General features: G+C 69.7%; 16 protein-coding genes. 10 read left to right on the forward strand and 6 right to left on the reverse strand.

The features are described 5' to 3' along the window. Nucleotides 1-19 precede the first annotated feature (19 nt). Nucleotides 20-1,087 carry an alpha/beta hydrolase gene (locus tag CACI_RS03225; protein ID WP_012784883.1) on the reverse strand — a complete coding sequence of 356 codons (1,068 nt, stop codon included), beginning with the start codon at nt 1,085-1,087 and terminating at the stop codon, nt 20-22. Nucleotides 1,088-1,301: 214 nt separating this feature from the next. Further along, the gene (locus tag CACI_RS03230; RefSeq protein ID WP_049871453.1) at nt 1,302-2,177 is read right to left on the reverse strand and encodes a YihY/virulence factor BrkB family protein; all 876 of its coding nucleotides are present in this window, start codon (nt 2,175-2,177) and stop codon (nt 1,302-1,304) included. Nucleotides 2,178-2,301: 124 nt separating this feature from the next. Between CACI_RS03230 and CACI_RS03235 the strand changes: the two genes are divergently transcribed. Further along, complete coding sequence (locus CACI_RS03235) at nt 2,302-3,162, forward strand: DUF72 domain-containing protein (protein WP_012784885.1); 861 nt, start codon at nt 2,302-2,304, stop codon at nt 3,160-3,162. An 80-nt stretch (nt 3,163-3,242) separates the two neighbouring features. Here the strand turns inward: CACI_RS03235 and CACI_RS03240 are convergent, their stop codons facing one another. Continuing rightward, on the reverse strand, nt 3,243-4,322 hold the full coding sequence (locus CACI_RS03240) for a hypothetical protein (RefSeq protein WP_143765133.1): 1,080 nt from the start codon (nt 4,320-4,322) through the stop codon (nt 3,243-3,245). On the opposite strand from CACI_RS03240, the gene CACI_RS03245 reads away from it, so the two are divergent. Continuing rightward, nucleotides 4,312-4,635 (forward strand): hypothetical protein, encoded by a 324-nt coding sequence (locus tag CACI_RS03245; protein WP_041540024.1) that lies wholly within the window; start codon nt 4,312-4,314, stop codon nt 4,633-4,635. The two genes, CACI_RS03240 and CACI_RS03245, sit on opposite strands and share 11 nt — an antisense overlap. A gap of 30 nt (nt 4,636-4,665) precedes the next feature. Here CACI_RS03245 and CACI_RS03250 read toward each other — a convergent pair whose 3' ends face one another. Continuing rightward, nucleotides 4,666-4,914, reverse strand: coding sequence for an SCO4226 family nickel-binding protein (locus tag CACI_RS03250; protein WP_012784887.1), 249 nt, complete (start codon nt 4,912-4,914; stop codon nt 4,666-4,668). Nucleotides 4,915-5,068: 154 nt separating this feature from the next. Here CACI_RS03250 and CACI_RS03255 point away from each other — a divergent pair, with 154 nt between their 5' ends. The 5 genes from CACI_RS03255 (at nt 5,069) to CACI_RS03275 (ending at nt 12,283) form a co-directional block, all read left to right on the forward strand. Then, complete coding sequence (locus CACI_RS03255; protein WP_012784888.1) at nt 5,069-5,446, forward strand: hypothetical protein; 378 nt, start codon at nt 5,069-5,071, stop codon at nt 5,444-5,446. Between the two features lie 4 nt (nt 5,447-5,450). Next, complete coding sequence (locus CACI_RS03260; RefSeq protein WP_012784889.1) at nt 5,451-6,614, forward strand: cystathionine gamma-synthase; 1,164 nt, start codon at nt 5,451-5,453, stop codon at nt 6,612-6,614. 148 nt (nt 6,615-6,762) lie between these two features. Beyond that, entirely contained in the window at nt 6,763-7,728 is a 966-nt protein-coding gene (locus CACI_RS03265; protein ID WP_012784890.1) for an EamA family transporter, read from the forward strand. 102 nt (nt 7,729-7,830) lie between these two features. Further along, entirely contained in the window at nt 7,831-11,292 is a 3,462-nt protein-coding gene (locus CACI_RS50940; protein ID WP_012784891.1) for a serine/threonine-protein kinase, read from the forward strand. A gap of 25 nt (nt 11,293-11,317) precedes the next feature. Next, a complete protein-coding gene (locus CACI_RS03275; protein ID WP_012784892.1) occupies nt 11,318-12,283 on the forward strand; it encodes an ROK family protein in 966 nt (321 codons plus the stop codon). 168 nt (nt 12,284-12,451) lie between these two features. Here CACI_RS03275 and CACI_RS03280 read toward each other — a convergent pair whose 3' ends face one another. Both CACI_RS03280 and CACI_RS44995 read right to left on the reverse strand, forming a co-directional pair. Continuing rightward, the gene (locus tag CACI_RS03280) at nt 12,452-14,104 is read right to left on the reverse strand and encodes an MDR family MFS transporter (protein WP_083795495.1); all 1,653 of its coding nucleotides are present in this window, start codon (nt 14,102-14,104) and stop codon (nt 12,452-12,454) included. After that, the gene (locus tag CACI_RS44995) at nt 14,104-14,601 is read right to left on the reverse strand and encodes a MarR family winged helix-turn-helix transcriptional regulator (RefSeq protein WP_012784894.1); all 498 of its coding nucleotides are present in this window, start codon (nt 14,599-14,601) and stop codon (nt 14,104-14,106) included. The genes CACI_RS03280 and CACI_RS44995 overlap by 1 nt, the downstream gene beginning before the upstream one ends. Nucleotides 14,602-14,720: 119 nt before the next feature. On the opposite strand from CACI_RS44995, the gene ilvA reads away from it, so the two are divergent. The 3 genes from ilvA (at nt 14,721) to CACI_RS03300 (ending at nt 17,975) form a co-directional block, all read left to right on the forward strand. Continuing rightward, nucleotides 14,721-15,941: a threonine ammonia-lyase gene (gene ilvA / locus CACI_RS03290; RefSeq protein WP_049871455.1), complete on the forward strand. Its 1,221-nt coding sequence runs from the start codon at nt 14,721-14,723 to the stop codon at nt 15,939-15,941. 154 nt (nt 15,942-16,095) lie between these two features. Next, a complete protein-coding gene (locus CACI_RS03295) occupies nt 16,096-17,121 on the forward strand; it encodes a daunorubicin resistance protein DrrA family ABC transporter ATP-binding protein (protein WP_012784896.1) in 1,026 nt (341 codons plus the stop codon). Then, complete coding sequence (locus CACI_RS03300; RefSeq protein WP_012784897.1) at nt 17,118-17,975, forward strand: ABC transporter permease; 858 nt, start codon at nt 17,118-17,120, stop codon at nt 17,973-17,975. Before CACI_RS03295 ends, CACI_RS03300 begins: the two co-directional genes overlap by 4 nt. Nucleotides 17,976-18,057: the final 82 nt, after the last annotated feature.

The raw sequence follows: 18,057 nt of genomic DNA on the forward strand, positions 1-18,057 counted from the left end.
GCGGCCGCCCGGTTCCGGGTCAGTGCCCGCTCTGCGGCGACGACACCTCGGCGCCGCGCCCGAGGGCGATCAGCGCGAGGTTGCGCAGCGCGGTGTCCCCGGTGCGCAGGTAGTCGCTGTGGCCGCCGGTCCCGGCGTCGAAGAGCCGGGCGCCGAACGCCGGGTCGACCGGGTCGTCGCCGAAGCCCACGGAGACGCCCAGCAGGTCCACCTGGACGTGCGGGACGTCGGCGATGCCGTCGTTGGCGCCGCGGCCGGCCCAGACCCGCGCGGTGGTGTCCAGGTCGGACACCGAGTCCACGCCCATGCCGGGGGAGCCGAACACGGCGATGTCCGTCGCCTTGACGTGCGCCGCGGCCTGGCCGCACAGCACCGAGCCGTAGCTGTGGCACAGCAGGCTCACCGGCGCGTCGTTGACGGTCCGGATCTGGGACAGGAACGACCGCAGCGCCTTGGCGCCGGCGTCGGCGCGGCCGAGCGTGGCGATGTGCATGCTGTCCACGGCCGGCGGGTCGTAGCCGAGCCAGCCGATGACCGCCAGCGACGACTTGTCCGCGCCCAACTCGACCGCCTGGTGGTACAGCGCCTCCGCGCCGACCCCCGGGCCCTTGGCGCTGTCGAAGTTGGCCAGCGTGTTGCCGGCGCCCGGCACGACCACCGCGATCCGCTTGGCGTGCGCCAGATCGCCGACCACCTCGATGCCCCGGCCGTCGCCGGAGGGGTCGAAGGACAGGAAGTCGCGGTCCGGAACCGCCAGGTTGCGCAGCGCGTGCGCCAGCGCCGGGTCCCCACCGAACTGCGCCTCGTTGGCCGCCTTCGCCATCGCGTCGCGGTTCAGGTCATAGCGTTGCGTCAGAGTCGCGGCACTGAGAGTGGGCAGTTTCGGCAGCGGGCTGTAGGCGATGGACGCGTGCGCGGGACTGCTGGTGACCAGCGCGGCACTCAGAGCGATCGAGACCGCGAGCGTCTTGCGCGGGACGCCGTGGGGCATGATCTTGCCGGGGCGCAGATGATCGATCTGGTGCCGCAGGGCGCCGTGCGGCCACAAGGCGGCCAGGCCGATGCGGGCAGAATCGAGCAGGCGCATCGCATCGGTTCCTTACGGCTTTAGGCGGGATTCAGGCGATCCTACGCGATCCGCGTACTTGTCCGGGACCGGCTCGCTTGATCGTTTCGTGCAGATGGGACCGGTTTCCGCTCGGGGAAGATCCGGTCTCGTCCCCCGATCATCTGGTCTTGATCCGGATTTGTCGAGGGTCGCCGAGCGTATATCCCGGTGCGCCAAGTGAGGGACCGGTGGATCAGTCGAACAATGAGCGCGGCCAGGTCCGGCGGGCCCGGACCACGTCGGAGGCGACCGCGACGAGGGTCAGCCGCGCCTGCAGATAGATCCACGCGAGCAGTCCGAGCACGAGCCCGAAGACCCCGTAGAGGGTCGAGGCGTGGCGCAGCTGGTGCGCGGCGATGAAGCCGCCGAGGTACTGCAGACCCTGCCAGAACAGTGTGGTGAGGATCGCGGCGAGACGCAGGTCACGCGCGGCCACCTCCGGAGCCGTCGCGGCACGCATCCCCAGCCAGAACAGCAGCGCGGTGAGCACGAACGAGGCGGCCAGCAGCCCGGCCCGCAGACCCGCGGTGAAGACGTGCCCGCCGGCCCACTCCCCGAGCGCCGTCATCACGGTCGTGGACAGCACCCCGAGTCCCATCGTCCCGATGATGCCCAGGCTGCGCAGCCACGACTGCGGGAACCCCGGCCGCCGGTCCTCCGGCACGCCCCAGAGCAGGTTCATCGCGTACTGCGCGGCGTTGGCCAGCCCGAGCGCGCCGATCACGGTCACGATGATGGAGATCAGCAGCGCGACACCGCTGCGCCCGAAGTCGTGGATGTTGTTCTTCAGCTGCTCGCCGATGACCGGGAAGTCGACGAGCGCGGAGTTCAGCACGTCCTGCTGGAGCTGGGGGTTCGAGCGCAGTACGGCGCCGAGCACCGTGGTGAGGATCAGCAGCAGCGGGAAGAGCGAGATGAAAGCGAAGAAAGTGAGCATGGCGCCCAGGTAGCCGGCCTTCATCACCTGCAGCTCCCGGAACACCGCGACCGGGAACGCCAGCACGGGGTGCCGCTGCTGGAACCGGTCGATGCGGCCGGTCGTGGCGCGCAGCCGGGACATGAACCCCATGCCCCTCATATAAGCACTGGTGCACGTCGTGGCTGTTCGCACCACGCGGACCGCTGAGTGAACGGCTGGGTGAAGGACTCACTCGGTTCCCATGCCGCGAGGTGCTTTCGCTAGGCTCGTCGCCATGAAACTCCACGTCGGTTGTGCGATGTGGACGCTGGCGCGCTGGCAGGGACGGCTCCTGCCGCATCCCCTGCCGCCGCGCGAACGCCTCGCGGCCTACGCGACATGGTGCAACGCCGTCGAAGGCAACACCACCTTCTACGCGACGCCCTCCCGCGCCACTGTCGAGATGTGGGCCGCGCAGGCTCCGGAGGACTTCCGCTTCCTGCTCAAGCTCCCGAAGCCGGTCACGCACGAACGCCGCCTAGCCCCCGAGGTCTTCGCCCCGGACGGCGCCCTGCACTCGTTCTTCACGGCGATCGAGCCGCTCGGTCGGCACGCCGCGCTGTGGATCCAGCTCCCGGCGAGCTTCGGTCCCACGGACCTCCCGACGCTGGCGGCGTTCCTCAGCCGGGTCCCGAAGGGCTACCGCTACGCGGTCGAGGTGCGCCATCCCGCCTTCTTCGACGGCTCGCGCGGCGAGCGGGACCTGGAGGCACTGCTGACGGAGGCGGACGCGGAGTGGGTCCCCTTCGACACGACAGTGCTCTACGAAACCCCGCCGACCACGGACGCCGAACGCGAGGCGTGGAGCAAGAAGCCGCGTCTGCCGCGCCGTACTCGAGCCCTGACACGCTTCCCCGTCGTGCGCTACATCGGCCGCGACGACGCCGAACTCACCGCCCAGGGCTGGCAGCCATGGGCGGACATCACGGCGCAGTGGCTGCGCGAAGGACGCTCCCCGACGGTGTTCATCCACACACCGGACAACGCCGACGCACCGGTGCTCGCCAGGCGTTTCCACGAGGACGTGCGACGCCGGGTCCCCGAGGTGGAGGCTTTGGCCGAGCCGATGCCGGTGGGACCGCCGACGTTGTTCTAGTACGCGTCTAGTCGCCGTCTAGGACGCTAGGACGCCCGCGGGCCAGAAACCGAGCGGCGGCGCGCGAAAACCTAGCCCGGTTACTTGGCGCAGGTGACCGAGGAGATCTTCAGCGTCTTCGTGTCGAGGGTGACGGTGAACGTGCTCAGTTCCTGACCGGGGTTGCCCGGGTGCCAATCGGGCCAGGTCGCCATGCTCACCGTCGTCTGGGAGCCGGAGGTGGTCGGCGTCGTGTCCTCTGTCTGCTGGACCGAGCCCGGAAGGGTCTTCGCGCACAGCAGAGGCACGGCACCGCTGTTTCCCCAGGCCGCGGTGAAGGCGGCGTCGGAGACGAAGTACGGCTGGATGGCAGCCTTGGGGTCCACACCGAGCGAGGCTTGTTCGGCGGCCCGGCGGTAGTAGTCCAGCAGATTCGCCGCGTACTGTCCCGGTTGTGCGGGGTCGGCCACCGGCGGGTTCGCCTGGCAGGTGATGCGGGAGATCTTGGCCGAACCGAGGTCGACGGCCATCGACGCGGTGAAGCCGGTCCCGCTGGTCCCGCTTGGGTTGGCAGGGTCGGCGAGCGTCGTCACGGGTCCGGGTTCGAAATTCCACGCGCTGGAGGCGGAGGTCGTACCGGTCAGGGCGACGATCCAGGAATCGGGGACGTCCTGCGTGCACGTCAGCGCGTTGTAGTTCATGGCGACGGGACTCCATGCGGCGAACGCCGGAGTGAAGTAGGACTTCGTCTTGTCGTTGAGGACTGATTGGTTCAAGGAGGCCGTGGCTCCGTAGTACGCCGCGATCGGCGCGATACCCGGGAAGTCCGCCGCCTCCGGTGCGCCGCCACATTTCAGGCCCTTGATGACCCCCGAGGCCGGGTCCACTGTCACGGTGATCTCGGCGGCACCGGCCTTGGCGCCTTCATAGAGGGTGACGGGCACGGTCGCCGTGCTGCCAGAAGCTCGGACCGCTCCGATGGCGACGCCGTCGTACTTCGCTATGCCGCAGTTCATCGGGCGCTTCAGCCCGACCGCCGTTCCCGTCCCCCAGACAGCCTTCATCGTCGCCGGACTGTCGAAGTCGGCGGCGAGCTCCTTCGAGTCGGGGGTCACCTGAGAGAGATGCGGCGCGGGCGCGGTGAAGCCCTGCCCGAACACCGCCGCCACCTTGTCGCGCATCGTCTCGAGCCGCGCGGCGGCAGCGCTGTCCGCCGCGTCCGAGGAGTCCGACGCGCCGGCCGCGGTCGACGGCGCCTCCGACGCGGTGCTCGCGGCGGTGCTCGGCGCGGTCACGCTCGCCGACGTGCCGCCCGCGGTCGGCGTGCCATCCGTCGCCCCCTTCGACGTGCTGCTGCTGCAAGCAGCCAGACTCGCGACCAACGACGCGGCGACCGCGGCTGTGGCGATGCGTGAGCGCATCATCGTTCCTCTCCCCAACGAACAAGCTGTCACCTGCATGACGCCCGGTGGTTGGGAAGGTTGCCTGATCTAGACCTCAGACTTCAAATCCAGGCCTCAGGCCTCAGGCCTCGAGCGGAACCTCGTAGATCTCGTCGGCCGGATGCCCCGCCCGCTCGTGGATCCGCTGCACGGCCTCCCGCGAGGGACCGTCCGCGAGGCAGAAGACGTGACCGGAATCGGGATCGGCCCACGCGCGCTGGAAGTGCACGTTCTCCTCGGCCTGAATGGCGAGGTCCGCCTGATGCGCGGCCTCGAGCTGCTCCGCGGTGACTCCTGTCATCCCGCGGTGGACATCCATGAACATCGGCATCTCGAACGACCTCCTGACGAAGTCCAAACCGTGCCACCCACCATCATCCGGCCTGATCCCGGGCCTGTCCTGCCGGAGCTGCCCCGGCGTGCGGTGTCCGTAAAGGTCAGTATTGTCCTGTTCAGGTAATACGACCGGGACACGGGAGGCGTCGATGGGTTCGCTGCTCACGGGAGTGCCGATCGGCCTGCGCCTCCCGGCGGGTCTGGGCGGTGACGCCGCGCCCTACGTTCCCAGCGCGCCGGTGCAGATAGGCACGTCAGGGCAGCACCGCGGGGTCGGCGAGGCCGGTTCCTGGCAGGCGCTGCTCGTGATGTTCGCGGTGGTGCTGATCCTGGGTACCGCGGTGCTGATGTTCGCCGTGCGGCAGCGGACGCGGGTGTTGCGGCGGCGGCGGGTACGTCGGATGGGTGAAGCCGCTGCTCTGATGGCGGCGATGGCTGAGGGGGACTCCCACCACCCTCACCCAGCCCGCGCCACCGCGCACCACACCCGCCACACCGGGCCGCCCAGTCCCGAGCGCGTAACCTAAGCCCATGTCCGCATCTGACGCCCACGCCAACGCCGCCTTCGAGACCCTGGCCATCCATGCCGGCCAGGACCCGGACCCGCTGACCGGCGCCGTCGTCCCCCCGATCTACCAGGTCTCCACCTACAAACAGGATGGAGTCGGCGGCCTGCGGGGCGGCTACGAGTACTCACGCAGCGCCAATCCGACCCGCAAGGCGCTGGAAGACTGTCTGGCCGCCATCGAGGGCGGCCGTGTCGGCCTCGCCTTCGCCTCGGGTCTGGCCGCTGAGGACTGCCTGCTGCGGACCGTGTGTGTGCCCGGCGACCACGTCGTCATCCCGGCCGACGCCTACGGCGGCACCTTCCGCCTGTTCTCCAAGGTCCTGTCGCGGTGGGGTCTGGGCTGGACCGCCGCCAACATGGCGGACCCGGCTGCCGTGCGGGCCGCCGTCGTGCCGGGCAAGACCAAGGCGATCTGGGTCGAGACCCCCTCCAACCCGCTGTTGGGCGTCGCGGACATCGCCGCGCTGGCCGGGGTCGCGCACGAGACCGGCTCGCTGCTGGTCGTCGACAACACGTTCGCCACGCCCTACCTGCAGCAGCCGCTGGCGCTCGGCGCCGACGTGATCGTGCACTCCACCACCAAGTACATGGGCGGCCACTCCGACGTGGTCGGCGGCGCCCTGGTGGTGTCCGACGAGGAACTCGGCGCGGAGCTGACCTACCACCAGAACGCGATGGGCGCCGTCGCCGGCCCGTTCGACGCCTGGCTGGTGCTGCGCGGCATCAAGACCCTGGCGGTGCGCATGGACCGGCACTGCTCCAACGCGCAGCGCATCGCCGAGGCGCTGGCCGCGCACCCGAAGGTCACCGCCGTCCACTACCCGGGCCTGCCCGACGACCCCGGCCACGAGGTCGCCGCCAAGCAGATGGCCGGTTTCGGCGGGATGGTCTCCTTCCGGGTGGCCGGCGGCGAGCAGGAGGCGGTCGACGTGTGCGGCCGCACCGAGCTGTTCATCCTCGGCGAGTCGCTCGGCGGCGTCGAGTCGCTGATCGAGCACCCCGGCCGGATGACCCACGCCAGCGCCGCCGGCTCGCCGCTGGAGGTCCCGGACGACCTCATCCGGCTCTCGGTCGGCATCGAGTCGATCGACGACCTGCTGGCCGACCTCCTGCGGGCGCTGGGCTGACCTTGTCAGCACGCCTCCGAACGACCGCCTGACCCGGCGGGATTCGGCACCGATCAAGGGCCACTCACAGCTGAGTGGCCCTTGTCGCTGACACCCGGAATCCCGCAGGCTGGCACCGCAACGTCAGGGTCGTGGAGGGATCAGGGGTATGACGATCGCCGCCGAAGAAGGACAACGCGGGCCCACGGTGCCGGACGGCGCGGCCGATGCCCCCGAACGGCCCGCCGCGCAGCAGATGACGACCACGGCGTGGGTCGCCCTCGGCGCGGTCTACTTCGTCTGGGGCTCCACCTACCTCGCGATCCGCTACGCCATCGAGTCCATCCCGCCGCTGTCGTCCGCGGCGCTGCGGTTCACCCTCGCCGGCTTGGTGCTCCTCACCTTCCTCGCGATTCGTCGCGGGCCCTCGGCGCTGCGCGTCACGCGAGGCCAGCTCGCCTCGGCCGCACTGATCGGCACGCTGCTGCTGCTCGGCGGGAACGGCTTCGTGGTCTTGTCCGAGCAGTACATCCCGTCTGGGACGTCCGCGCTCCTGGTCGCGTCCGTGCCGTTGTGGATCGTGGTTTGGCGTGCGGTGGCGAAGGATCGGCCGACCGTGAAGACGCTGGTCGGCGTGCTCATCGGCTTCGCCGGACTCGTGGTGCTGATGCGGCCCGGTGGCGGCGGTGCGCACAACTACGTGCTGGGCGTTGTGCTCGTGCTGATCGCCTCTGTCAGTTGGGCGTTCGGGTCGGTGGCGTCCAAGGCGTGGCTGACGCCGCCGAAGGACGTGTTCGTGGCGTCGGCGTACCAGATGGTGTTCGGCGGCATCGGCTGCGCGATCGCGGCGGCGCTGCACGGCGAGCACTTCGACCCCGGCGCGATCACCGGCACGTCGGTGTGGGCGACGCTTTATCTCGTCGGCGCGGGATCACTTGTGGCGTTCTCGTCCTATGTGTGGCTGTTGAAGAACGCGCCGATTTCCACTGTCGCAACATACGCATATGTGAACCCTGTTGTAGCCGTCGCACTCGGGGCCCTCTTCCTGAGCGAGACCATCACCACAGCGGTGGTTGTCGGAGGCTTGATCGTGGTGCTCGGAGTGGCCGTCGTGATAGCGACGGAGCGCAGGTGAGAGACGGTCTGGTGAACGCTCGGGGCGACTAGACGAAAATACGCTTCGGGGGACTGTCCGCTCGCTGTGCAAGGGGTCGAACTCTGTGCACAATTAGCCGCCGTGGCAGGAATATCGGGAGTCTCCGCGGGCATCGTCCTCGCTGGTCGCTACACCTTGTCCCGGCGCCTGTGGCACCGCGGAATAGGCGAGCTCTGGCTCGCTTCCGACTCGGTGCGGCGGCGCCGCGTCTGGATCCAGATCTCGGCTTCGGGCGGGCTGGAGAACGCCGTCGCGGCGCTGCGGCACGTCGACCATCCGTCGATCGCGATCGTGCGCGAGGCGGGGCAGAAGCGCATCGCGCACGAGGACCGCGTGGTCACCGACCACGACAACCACTCCCACAAACTGATCCACAAGAGCGACAGCTACATCGAGTTCGCGGTCTACGACCAGGACAAGGGCTCCTCGCTCACCGCACGCCTGATGAAGGGCGCGCTGACCTCCGCGGAGATCAGCGTCCTGGCGCTGAACGTCGCCGAGGTCTTCGAGGGCGTCCACGCCGCCGGGCTCGTCCACGGCTGGCTCCACACCGACTCGCTGTGGTTCGGCGGCAAGCGCGACATCTTCCTGGACTTGGCGCTGGGCCTCGCCTTCGACGGCGAGGCGGCGTCGGCGGCGGTCGCCGCGGAGGCCTCGAGCGGATTCCTGACGTCGGCGCGGTTCGCCGGCGCGGCGGCTACTGCTGCGGATGACGTGTACGGGCTGGCGTGGCTGCTCTATGTCGGAGTCTTCGGCTGGGGGATCGTCCGCGAGGACATGGAGCGTGCGCGCGGTGAGGCTGCGCTGCATGGCGGCGAGCATGGGCATGCGCACGGGCACGGGCACGGTGAGCAGGGCCTGGAATTGGCTGCCGGAGCGGGCCTCGTCGTCGCTGGTGCGGCCTCCGCCTCGGCGTACGACATGTCGGTCCTGCTGGCGTACCGGCGCGAAATCGCTATCGCGCGCCTGACGGAGTACTTCGGCGACGGCTCGGTGTTGACGGAGGCCTTCACGGCGAGCCTGTCGGACGAGGCGGGCACGCGGCCGTCGATGGCCGAGGTGGTCGAGGCACTGCGCGCGCAGCCCGTCGCGGAACTGGCGCAGCCGGCGATCGTGGTCGAGCGCGCGATGGCAGCCGAGGCGGCACTGGCACTGGCTGCGGAAGCGGCCGCGGCACGGTCGGAATCGCTCGGCTCCAGCGTCGAGGACGCGGACTCGGGCGCGTGGACCCCCTCGGTGAGCCCGACGGCCGGCGCCGCACGCAAGGGCACGATCTCGCTCGCCGAGGCAGAGGCCGCAACGGCAGCCGCAGTAGCGATGGCCCTCGCGGAAGCCGAAACGGCCCACACGCAGGTGACCGACGAGGCGATCTCGACGGCGTCAGCAGCCGCGATCGCGACCGCCCTCGCCGAAGCGGAGGAACGGCACGCGGCGGAGCGTGAGGCAGCAGTCGCCACCGCCCTCGCCGACCAGCAGTCCGCGACGGCAGAGCTGACCGAAGCAGCCATCGCAGCAGCCGTGGCCCAGGCAATCGCCGAACTCGAAGCCGCCCACGCCGCATCAAACGAGCAAGCACTCACCGCAGCATCCGAAGCAGCCGTAGCGGCAGCCCTGGCCGAAGCAGAAACAGCGCACCACACAGAACTCGAGGCCGCCGAAGCACGCCACGCCGCAGCCCTCGCCTCAACCCGCACCGAGCACGCCACAGCCGGCGCCGCAACCGCCCTGGCCATCGCCGAAACCGAGAAACGACACCGCGCAGAACTGGCGGCCCTCGAAGAGCGGCACACCACGGAGTCGCTGTCGATACGCGCCGAAAGCCACACCGAGGCCGACGAAGTCGCCATGGCCGCAGCCGTCGCAGCCGCAGTAGCCGAGGTTGAGGAACGCTACCGCAGCGAGCTCGAGACCGCCGAAGCCGGCCAGGCAGCGGCACTCGAAGGCGCAATCGCCGCGGCACTCGCCGAGGCAGCCATCGCGCACGCAGCGGAGGTCGAGGCCGCGCGAGCTGAGGCCGCGGAGGCCGCCGAGTCGAATCAGGCAGCGGCGATCGAGGCGGCGAGCGCTGTCGCGGTGACGGCGGCGCTTGCTGAAGCGGCGGTTGCACACGCGGAAGAGGTTGAGGCGGCTCGGGCTGAGGCGAAGGCTGCTGCCGAGTCGGACCAGGCTGCGGCGATCGAGGCTGCCAGTGCTATCGCGGTGACGGCGGCGCTTGCTGAAGCGGCGGTTGCACACGCGGAAGAGGTTGAGGCGGCTCGGGCTGAGGCGAGGGCTGCTGCCGAGTCGGACCAGGCTGCGGCGATCGAGGCTGCCAGTGCTATCGCGGTGACGGCGGCGCTCGCTGAAGTGGCCGTCGCACACGCGGAAGAGGTTGAGGCGGCTCGGGCTGAAGCGAGGGCTGCTGCCGAGTCGAACCAGGCCGCTGCGATCGAGGCTGCTAGCGCTGTGGCGGTGACGGCGGCGCTTGCTGAGGCGGCTGCTGCGCATGCCGAGGAGGTTGAGGCGGCTCGGGCTGAGGCCAGGGCTGCGGCTGAGGAGAACCAGGCCGCTGCGATCGAGGCCGCGAGTGCTATCGCGGTCACGGCGGCGCTTGCTGAGATGGCGGCCAGTGCTGAGACGCAGCAGTTGCCTGCTCAGAGGACTGGAGGGGCTGCTGTCGCGACCGGTGCTGTTGCGGGTGGTGCGGCTGGCTTGCTGATCGGTGCGGAGCTGGTTGGTTCCGAGAGTGCGGCGGCGAGCGGCGGTATCGCTTCGGCTGGTGTGGCAACAGGTTCTGCAGGCGGCACAACAGCTGCGGCGGCAACAGGTTCGGTGACCGCTGGTATGGCAGCCGGCGGCAGCTCCGGCGGCGCCGCATCTGGCGGACATGCCGCTGCCGCGTCTCCGAAGCCGCGTCCCTGGGCTCTGGCATCCGGCGGTGTTCTGCTGGGCGTCGTGCTGGGCATTGGCATTGGTTATGCCGTCCACGGACATGGCTCCTCGACCACCGCGAGCCCGTCGGTGAACACGACCACCACCGTCATAGCCGGCAGCACCTCGCTGCCCACCGGTGCGAGTGCCAGAGCCACCGCGAGCGCCACCGACACCGCGTCCACCGCCGGTGCACCCAGCAGCAGCGGTGCCGCCGTGCCATCCGGTCCGAGCGGCAGCGCCTCGTCCGTGCCCTCCGTCGGCGCGTCCACTCCCGGCTCCGGTACCAGCTCGACCGCCGCCGGTGGCGCGCCCAGCGCACCGAACTCAGCACCCAACACCGCCCCCACCAACGGCGCGCCGTCCACGGTGCCTACGAGTCCGCAGCAGTCGGTCACCCAGATCACCACGATCGTCACCACCCAGGTGACCGAGACCCGCACGAAGAACACCCTCATCACCATCGTCAACCAGCTGCGGGGCTCTGTGGTGGGCTCCAATGGCTACAACGAGGCGCTGGCTTCGCTCACGCATACCATCACCTCGCTGGAGAATCAGGGGTCGATCAGTCACTCGACCGCGGTGGCGCTGCGGCAGCAGGTCACGTATCTGCAGGGCTTCTCTGGAAGCTGATACAGGACCGCCTAAGGTGTCCAGCATGAGCGTGACTGACACCTCCGGGGACGGCCCGGTGCTGGCGATCGACGTCGGCGGGACGAAGATGGCGGTCGGGGCGGTCGACGCGCGCGGGGAGGTTCTGGCCTCCTTTCGGGTGCCGACGCCGGTGGGGGCGGGGGCGGACGGCGAGGTGCTGTACGCCGCGCTGCTCGACGCCGTCGACCAACTGCCCTACGAGCGCGGCGCGTTTCGGGCGGTGGGGGTCGGGTGCGGGGGTCCGATGCGGTGGCCTGCGGGGGAGGTGTCGCCGTTGAACATCCCCGGGTGGCGCGGGTTTCCGTTGCGGTGGCGGCTGGAGGCGGACTTCCGGCGGGATGTGCGGCTGCACAATGACGCCATCTGCCTGGCCGCCGCCGAGCACTGGCAGGGTGCCGGGCGCGGGGTGGCGAACATGCTCGGCATGGTCGTCTCCACTGGCGTCGGGGGCGGCCTGATCCTCGGCGATCGGCTCATCGACGGCGCCAAGGGCAACGCCGGGCACATCGGGCACGTCATCGTGGACCAGGAAACGCCTTGCGCGTGCGGTGGGACCGGCTGCCTGGAAGCTGTCGCGAGCGGTCCGCGTATGGCCGCGTGGGCGGCGGCGCAGGGGTGGCGCGTCGGCGAGAAGAGCCGCACCGGCAAGGACCTCACCGACGACGCCCGCGCCGGCGACGGCATCGCCGAGGCCGCCTTCACCCGCGCCGGTACCGGGCTCGGCATCGCGATCGCGGGGGCGGCGGCGATGTGCGACCTGGAGTTGGTGACCATCGGCGGCGGCATCGTGCAGGCGGGGGAGCTCCTCTTCGAGCCCTTGCGCGCCGCGCTCCACCGGCATGCGCGGCTGGACTTCACCAAGAATCTGAAGGTGGTCCCGGCCGATCTGGGGCAGGACGCCGGACTGGTCGGTGCGGCGGCGCTGATCCTGCGCGGTGACGCCTATTGGTCGGCGGATCGCGTCGACTGATCAGCGAACCATTGACTCAGCGAACCATTGACTCAGCGAACCATCGACCACAAACAAAACGCCGCAGCCGCCCGGGAATCCCGAGCGGCTGCGGCGTTCGTGCCATTGTCTTCTTCAGCAGTGTCCTTAGTTGTGCGCACTAAATACTGCGCCCAACAAAAGGAACCGCTAGTGCGCCAGCGCCGGTGCCTCCACGTCAGGGGAGCCCTGCTTCGCGGCGCCCGAGGGAGCCATCGAGCGCAGCTTGTGCTCCTTCAGGAACCAGCTGGCGAACCACGCGATCAGGCTGAGCGCGGCGCCGAACAGGAACACCGTCGACAGCGCCTGCGTGAAGGAGTGGATCAGCACGTGCTGGACGGGCTGCGGCAGCTTGGACATCGCGCCCTCGCTCTGCAGGATCGCCATGCCGTGCTCGCGGACCGGCGCCATGGCCGGGCTCGGGCCGGCGTTGGTCTTCAGGTGGCTGGTGAGCTGGTTGGTCAGGATCGCGCCCATGACCGCCGCGCCGAAGGTCTGGCCCAGCGAGCGGAAGAAGGTCGAGGACGTGGTCGCCACGCCCATGTCCTTCATCTCCACCGCGTTCTGCACGGCCAGGATCAGCACCTGCATCGTCGCGCCGAGGCCGAGGCCCACGATGAACATGAACAGCGCGCCGGTGAAGAAGGTCGTGTTCTCGTCCATGGTGGTCATCAGGCCGAGGCCGATGGTGGTCACCGCGATGCCGGCGATCGGGAAGAACCGGTAGCGGCCGGTCCGGCTGATCAGACGGCCGGAGCTGATCGAGGTGGTCAGCAGGCCGACCATCATCGGCAGCATCCGCAGGCCCGCCTTGGTCGGGCTGTCGCCGTTCACGACCTGGAAGTAGAACGGGATGTACATCATCGCGCCCATCATGACCATGCCGATGAGGAAGCCCATGATGCTCGAGACGCGGAACACGTCGCCGCGGAACAGGCGCATCGGCAGGATCGGCTCGGGCGTGCGGATCTCCCACAAGACGAAGCCCACCAGGACCACCACGCCGACGATCGCCAGGCCGATGATGACCGGGGAGCCCCACGCGTACTGCTGGCCGCCCATCTGCGCCGCCAGCAGCAGGCACACCACGCCGGCCACGACCAGCGTCGCGCCGATGTAGTCGATGGTCGCCTTCACCCGCCGCTTGGGCAGGTGCAGCACGGCGCTGATGACGAACAGCGCGATGATGCCGATCGGCAGGTTGACGTAGAACACCCAGCGCCAGCCGGTGATGCCGATGATCGAGTTGTGCTCGGTGAAGATGCCGCCGAGCAGCGGGCCGGCCACCATCGCCAGCATGAACACGCCGCCGAACAGACCTTGGTACTTGCCGCGCTCGCGGGGCGGGACCACGTCGCCGACGATGGCGAACGTCAGGCCCAGGATGCCTCCGGCGCCCAGGCCCTGCAGCGCGCGGAAGGCGATGAGCTCGTTCAGGTTCTGCGACAGGCCGGACAGTGCCGAGCCGGTCAGGAACAGCACGATCGCCGTCATGTACAACGGCTTGCGGCCGAACAGGTCGGAGAGCTTGCCGTAGATCGGGGTCGCGGCGGTGGACGCCAGCACGTAGGCGGTGGTCACCCACGGCATGCGCGCGAGGCCGTTCTGGCCGCCGATGTCACCGATGATCGTGCGGATCGCCGTGCTGACGATCGTGTTGTCCAGCGAGGCCAGGAGCAGGCCCAGCATCAACGAGCCGAAGACCACCAGGATCTGCTTGTGGCTCATGGTGGAGCCCTCAGCGACTTGTGGCGCTTGAGGGCTCGCTATCTTCCCGGGGAGTTCAGTGGTGGCTTCACTCATTATTTGCTTCCGTCTTCCGTTGTGGGGCCGTTCTTAGCGTCTTGGTTCTTGGCGATGATGGCGGCGAAGTCCTCGACATAGCGGGTCATCAGCCGGGTCAGGGTCCGCAGGTCCTCCGGATCCCAGTGCTCGAAGCCCTCGCGCATCGCGTCGATGCGCTGCTGCCAGAAGTCCTTGATGTGCTTGTGGCCGAGCTCGGTCAGGTGGAGCTGCGTGGCGCGCCGGTCGGAGGGGTCTGCGACTTTCTCCACGAGGCCGTCCGCCTCGAGGTGGGCGACGTGGCGGGACACGGTGGACTGGTCCAGGAACAGCTCCTTGGCCAGGTCGCTGGAGCGCACCGGTCCGCAGCGGGAGAGCATCCCCAGCGCGGCGAGCTGCCCGCCTTCCGGTTCCTTGCGGGACCGCATGATCCGCTGGAAGAGCATGCCCATGCTCTTGCCGAGCTCGCTGTACTCCTCGTCGCTCAGAGGCTCGGCGCGCCGCTGGTCGCCAGTCATCGGTCTTCTCGTCTCCTGAGATATGTGGTTGCTGCAAGCATATACCTGGATGCATGCGCCATGCAAGTAGTTTGCGGAGGCGGCGCACGAGGCCCGCGGTGACCTGCCAAACTGGGATCATGTCAATTGCGACTGTGACCTTGGAAGACGTCGAGCGGGCTCGTGACCTGCTGGAAGGCGTCGCGCGGCGCACCCCGCTGGAGGGCTCGCGGAGCATCTCGGAGCGGGTCGGGGGACACGTCCACCTCAAGTGCGAGAACCTCCAGCGGACCGGGTCGTTCAAGATCCGCGGGGCGTATGTGCGGATCTCGAACCTGACGGCGGCCGAGCGGGCCAACGGTGTGGTCGCGGCCAGCGCCGGCAACCACGCGCAGGGCGTGGCGCTGGCGGCGTCGCTGCTGGACAGCAAGTCGACCGTGTTCATGCCCGAGCGCGCGCCGCTGCCGAAGGTGGCCGCGACCGAGGCCTACGGCGCGCACGTGCGTTTCGCCGGGCACACCGTGGACGAGGCGCTGATCGCCGCTCGGGCCTTCGCCGCCGAGACCGGCGCCACCTTCATCCACCCCTTCGACCACCCCGACGTGATCGCCGGGCAGGGCACGGTCGGGCTGGAGATCCTGGAGCAGTGCCCCGAGGTGCGGACCATCGTGGTCTCGGTCGGCGGCGGCGGGCTGCTGGCCGGGGTCGCCGCGGCGGTGAAGGCGGTCCGGCCGGACGTGCGGGTGGTCGGCGTACAGGCGGCCGGCGCCGCGGCGTATCCGCCCTCGATAGCCGCCGGCAAGCCGGTGCAGCTGGCCGGGATGGCGACGATGGCGGACGGGATCGCCGTCGGGCGTCCCGGCGACCTGCCGTTCGATCTCATCACCCGGCACGTCGACGAGATCCGCGTGGTCTCCGAGGAGTCGCTGTCCAAGGCCATGCTGGCGATGCTGGAGCGGGCCAAGCTCGTGGTCGAGCCGGCCGGCGCCGCCGCCGTCGCGGCGGTGATGGACGACGCGCGGTCCTTCGACGCCCCGGTCGTCGCCGTCCTGTCCGGCGGCAACATCGACCCGCTGCTGATGATGCGCATGATCCGCCACGGCCTGGTCGCCGCCGGCCGCTTCCTGGCCCTGCGCCTGCGCATCCCGGACCGCCCCGGCGCGCTGGCGAAGCTCCTGAGCGAACTCGGCGAGGCGGACGCCAACGTGATGGACATCGAGCACCTGTGGACCCGGCCCTCGCTGGCCTTCGGCGAGGTCGAGGTGGCGCTCCAGCTGGAGACGCGCGGCATCGCGCACGCCGAGACGCTGATCTCGCGGCTGCGGGCGGCGGGGTACCAGCCGGAGCCGACGTCGTTCTAGGGCAGAGCGCTCCGCAACCGCCGCCGGGTATACCCAGCGGTCCCGCCGACAGCCAACCCGACGCTCCGCGAACCCACCCGCAATTCATCCATTCGGCCTACCACCGGTGATCATCCGCCCACCGGCTGTCGGACCCCTCCTCTACGGTCGGTCTATGGCAGCAATCGAGGCCGAGGGTCTGGTCAAGATCTACGGCGGAGGCAAGAAGAGCAAGGAGGTCCGCGCCCTGGACGGCGTGGATCTCGCGGTGCCCGAGGGCACCATCCTGGGGCTGCTCGGGCCGAACGGCGCGGGCAAGACCACCGCCGTGCGCGTGCTGACGACCCTGCTCAAGCCGGATGCCGGGACCGCGCGGGTGCTCGGGATCGACGTCCTGGGCAAGCCCAACGAGGTGCGGCGGGCGATCGGGTTGTCCGGGCAGTACGCGGCGGTCGACGAGAACCTGACCGGGCGGGAGAACCTGGTCATGGTCGGGCGGCTCTATCACATGGGCAAGTCCTCGGCCGCGAAACGGGCCGGGGAGCTGTTGGAGGAGTTCGCGCTCACCGACGCCGCCGACCGGCCGTCCAAGACCTACTCCGGCGGTATGCGGCGGCGGCTGGACCTGGCCGCGGCGCTGGTGGTGAAGCCGCCGGTGATCTTCCTGGACGAGCCGACCACCGGGCTGGACCCGCGGACCCGCATCGCCATGTGGGACGTGATCGCCGGGCTGGTGAAGGGCGGGACGACCCTGCTGCTCACCACGCAGTACCTGGAGGAGGCCGACCGGCTGGCTGACTCGATCGCCGTGGTGGACCACGGCAAGGTGATCGCGCGGGGGACCGCCGACCAGCTCAAGGCGCAGATCGGCGGGGAGCGGCTGCAGATCGTGGTCTCCGACCGGGACCGGCTCTCCGAGGCGGTCGAGCTGCTCAGCCGGATGGGGACGGGCGAGCCGCGGGTGCACGAGCCGACGCGCGAGATCCTGCTGCCGGTCTCCGGCGGGGCGCAGCTGCTGGTCGAGGCGATCCGGGAGCTGGACGGGCTGGGCATCAAGATCGACGACGTGGCGTTGCGCCGGCCCACGCTGGACGACGTGTTCCTGCAGTTGACCGGCCGCTCCACCGAGGACGAGGAGCAGGCGGCCGAAGAGTTCGACGAGGGCGCCGGCGCCCAGCAGACCCAGGAGGCGGCGCGATGAGCTCGGACAGTCTGGCCCCCGCAGTCCCGCTCGGCGGGCACGGCCCGGCCACGGCGCTGCACGACGCCTGGGTCGTCACCCTGCGCAACCTGCGCCGGATGACCCGGATCCCGGAGATGGTGGTCTTCTCCTCGATCCAGCCGATCATGTTCGTGCTCTTGTTCGCCTTCGTCTTCGGCGGCGCGATCCCGGTGCCCGGCGCGGCGGGTACGACCGCCTACCGGGAATTCCTGCTGCCCGGCATCTTCGTGCAGACGCTGGCCTTCACCGCCGCGACCACCTCCGTGGGCCTGGCCGACGACCTGCACAAGGGTCTGATCGACCGGTTCCGCTCGCTGCCGATCTCGCGGTCGGCGGTGCTGGCCGGGCGGACCACCGCCGACTGGATCCAGAACCTGTTCGTGCTGCTGGTGATGGCGATCTGCGGGCTGGTCGTGGGCTGGCGGATCCACGACGGGGTCCTGAAGGCGCTGGCCGGGTTCCTGCTGCTGATGCTCTTCGCCTACGCGATGAGCTGGATCGGCGCGGTCGTCGGGCTCTCGGTGCGGACCGTCGAGGCGGCGAACACCATCGGGTTCATCTGGATCTTCCCGCTGACCTTCCTGTCGAACGCCTTCGTGCCCTCGCGGACCCTGTCGCCGCAGTGGCTGCAGAACGTCGCGGACTGGAATCCGGTCTCGGCGACCGTGCAGGCGTTGCGATCACTGTGGGGAAACCCTGATGGTTATGTGTCGACCGCGAAGATGCCGTGGCCGATCGCGCACGCCCCCTGGGTTTCGCTGTTCTGGTCGCTGCTCATTTTGCTGGTGTTCGTCCCGATGTCGGTGCGCAAATACCGCTCGGTATCGGCGTGAAACCGAGCACGTTCGCACCTTGATCGCGCACATCGGCAACCGACCCGGATGTTCAAGCGTCTTATTCTTGGGGAAAGGGGGC

It is taken from the genome of Catenulispora acidiphila DSM 44928 (genome assembly GCF_000024025.1).
Classification (GTDB): Bacteria; Actinomycetota; Actinomycetes; order Streptomycetales; family Catenulisporaceae; genus Catenulispora; species Catenulispora acidiphila.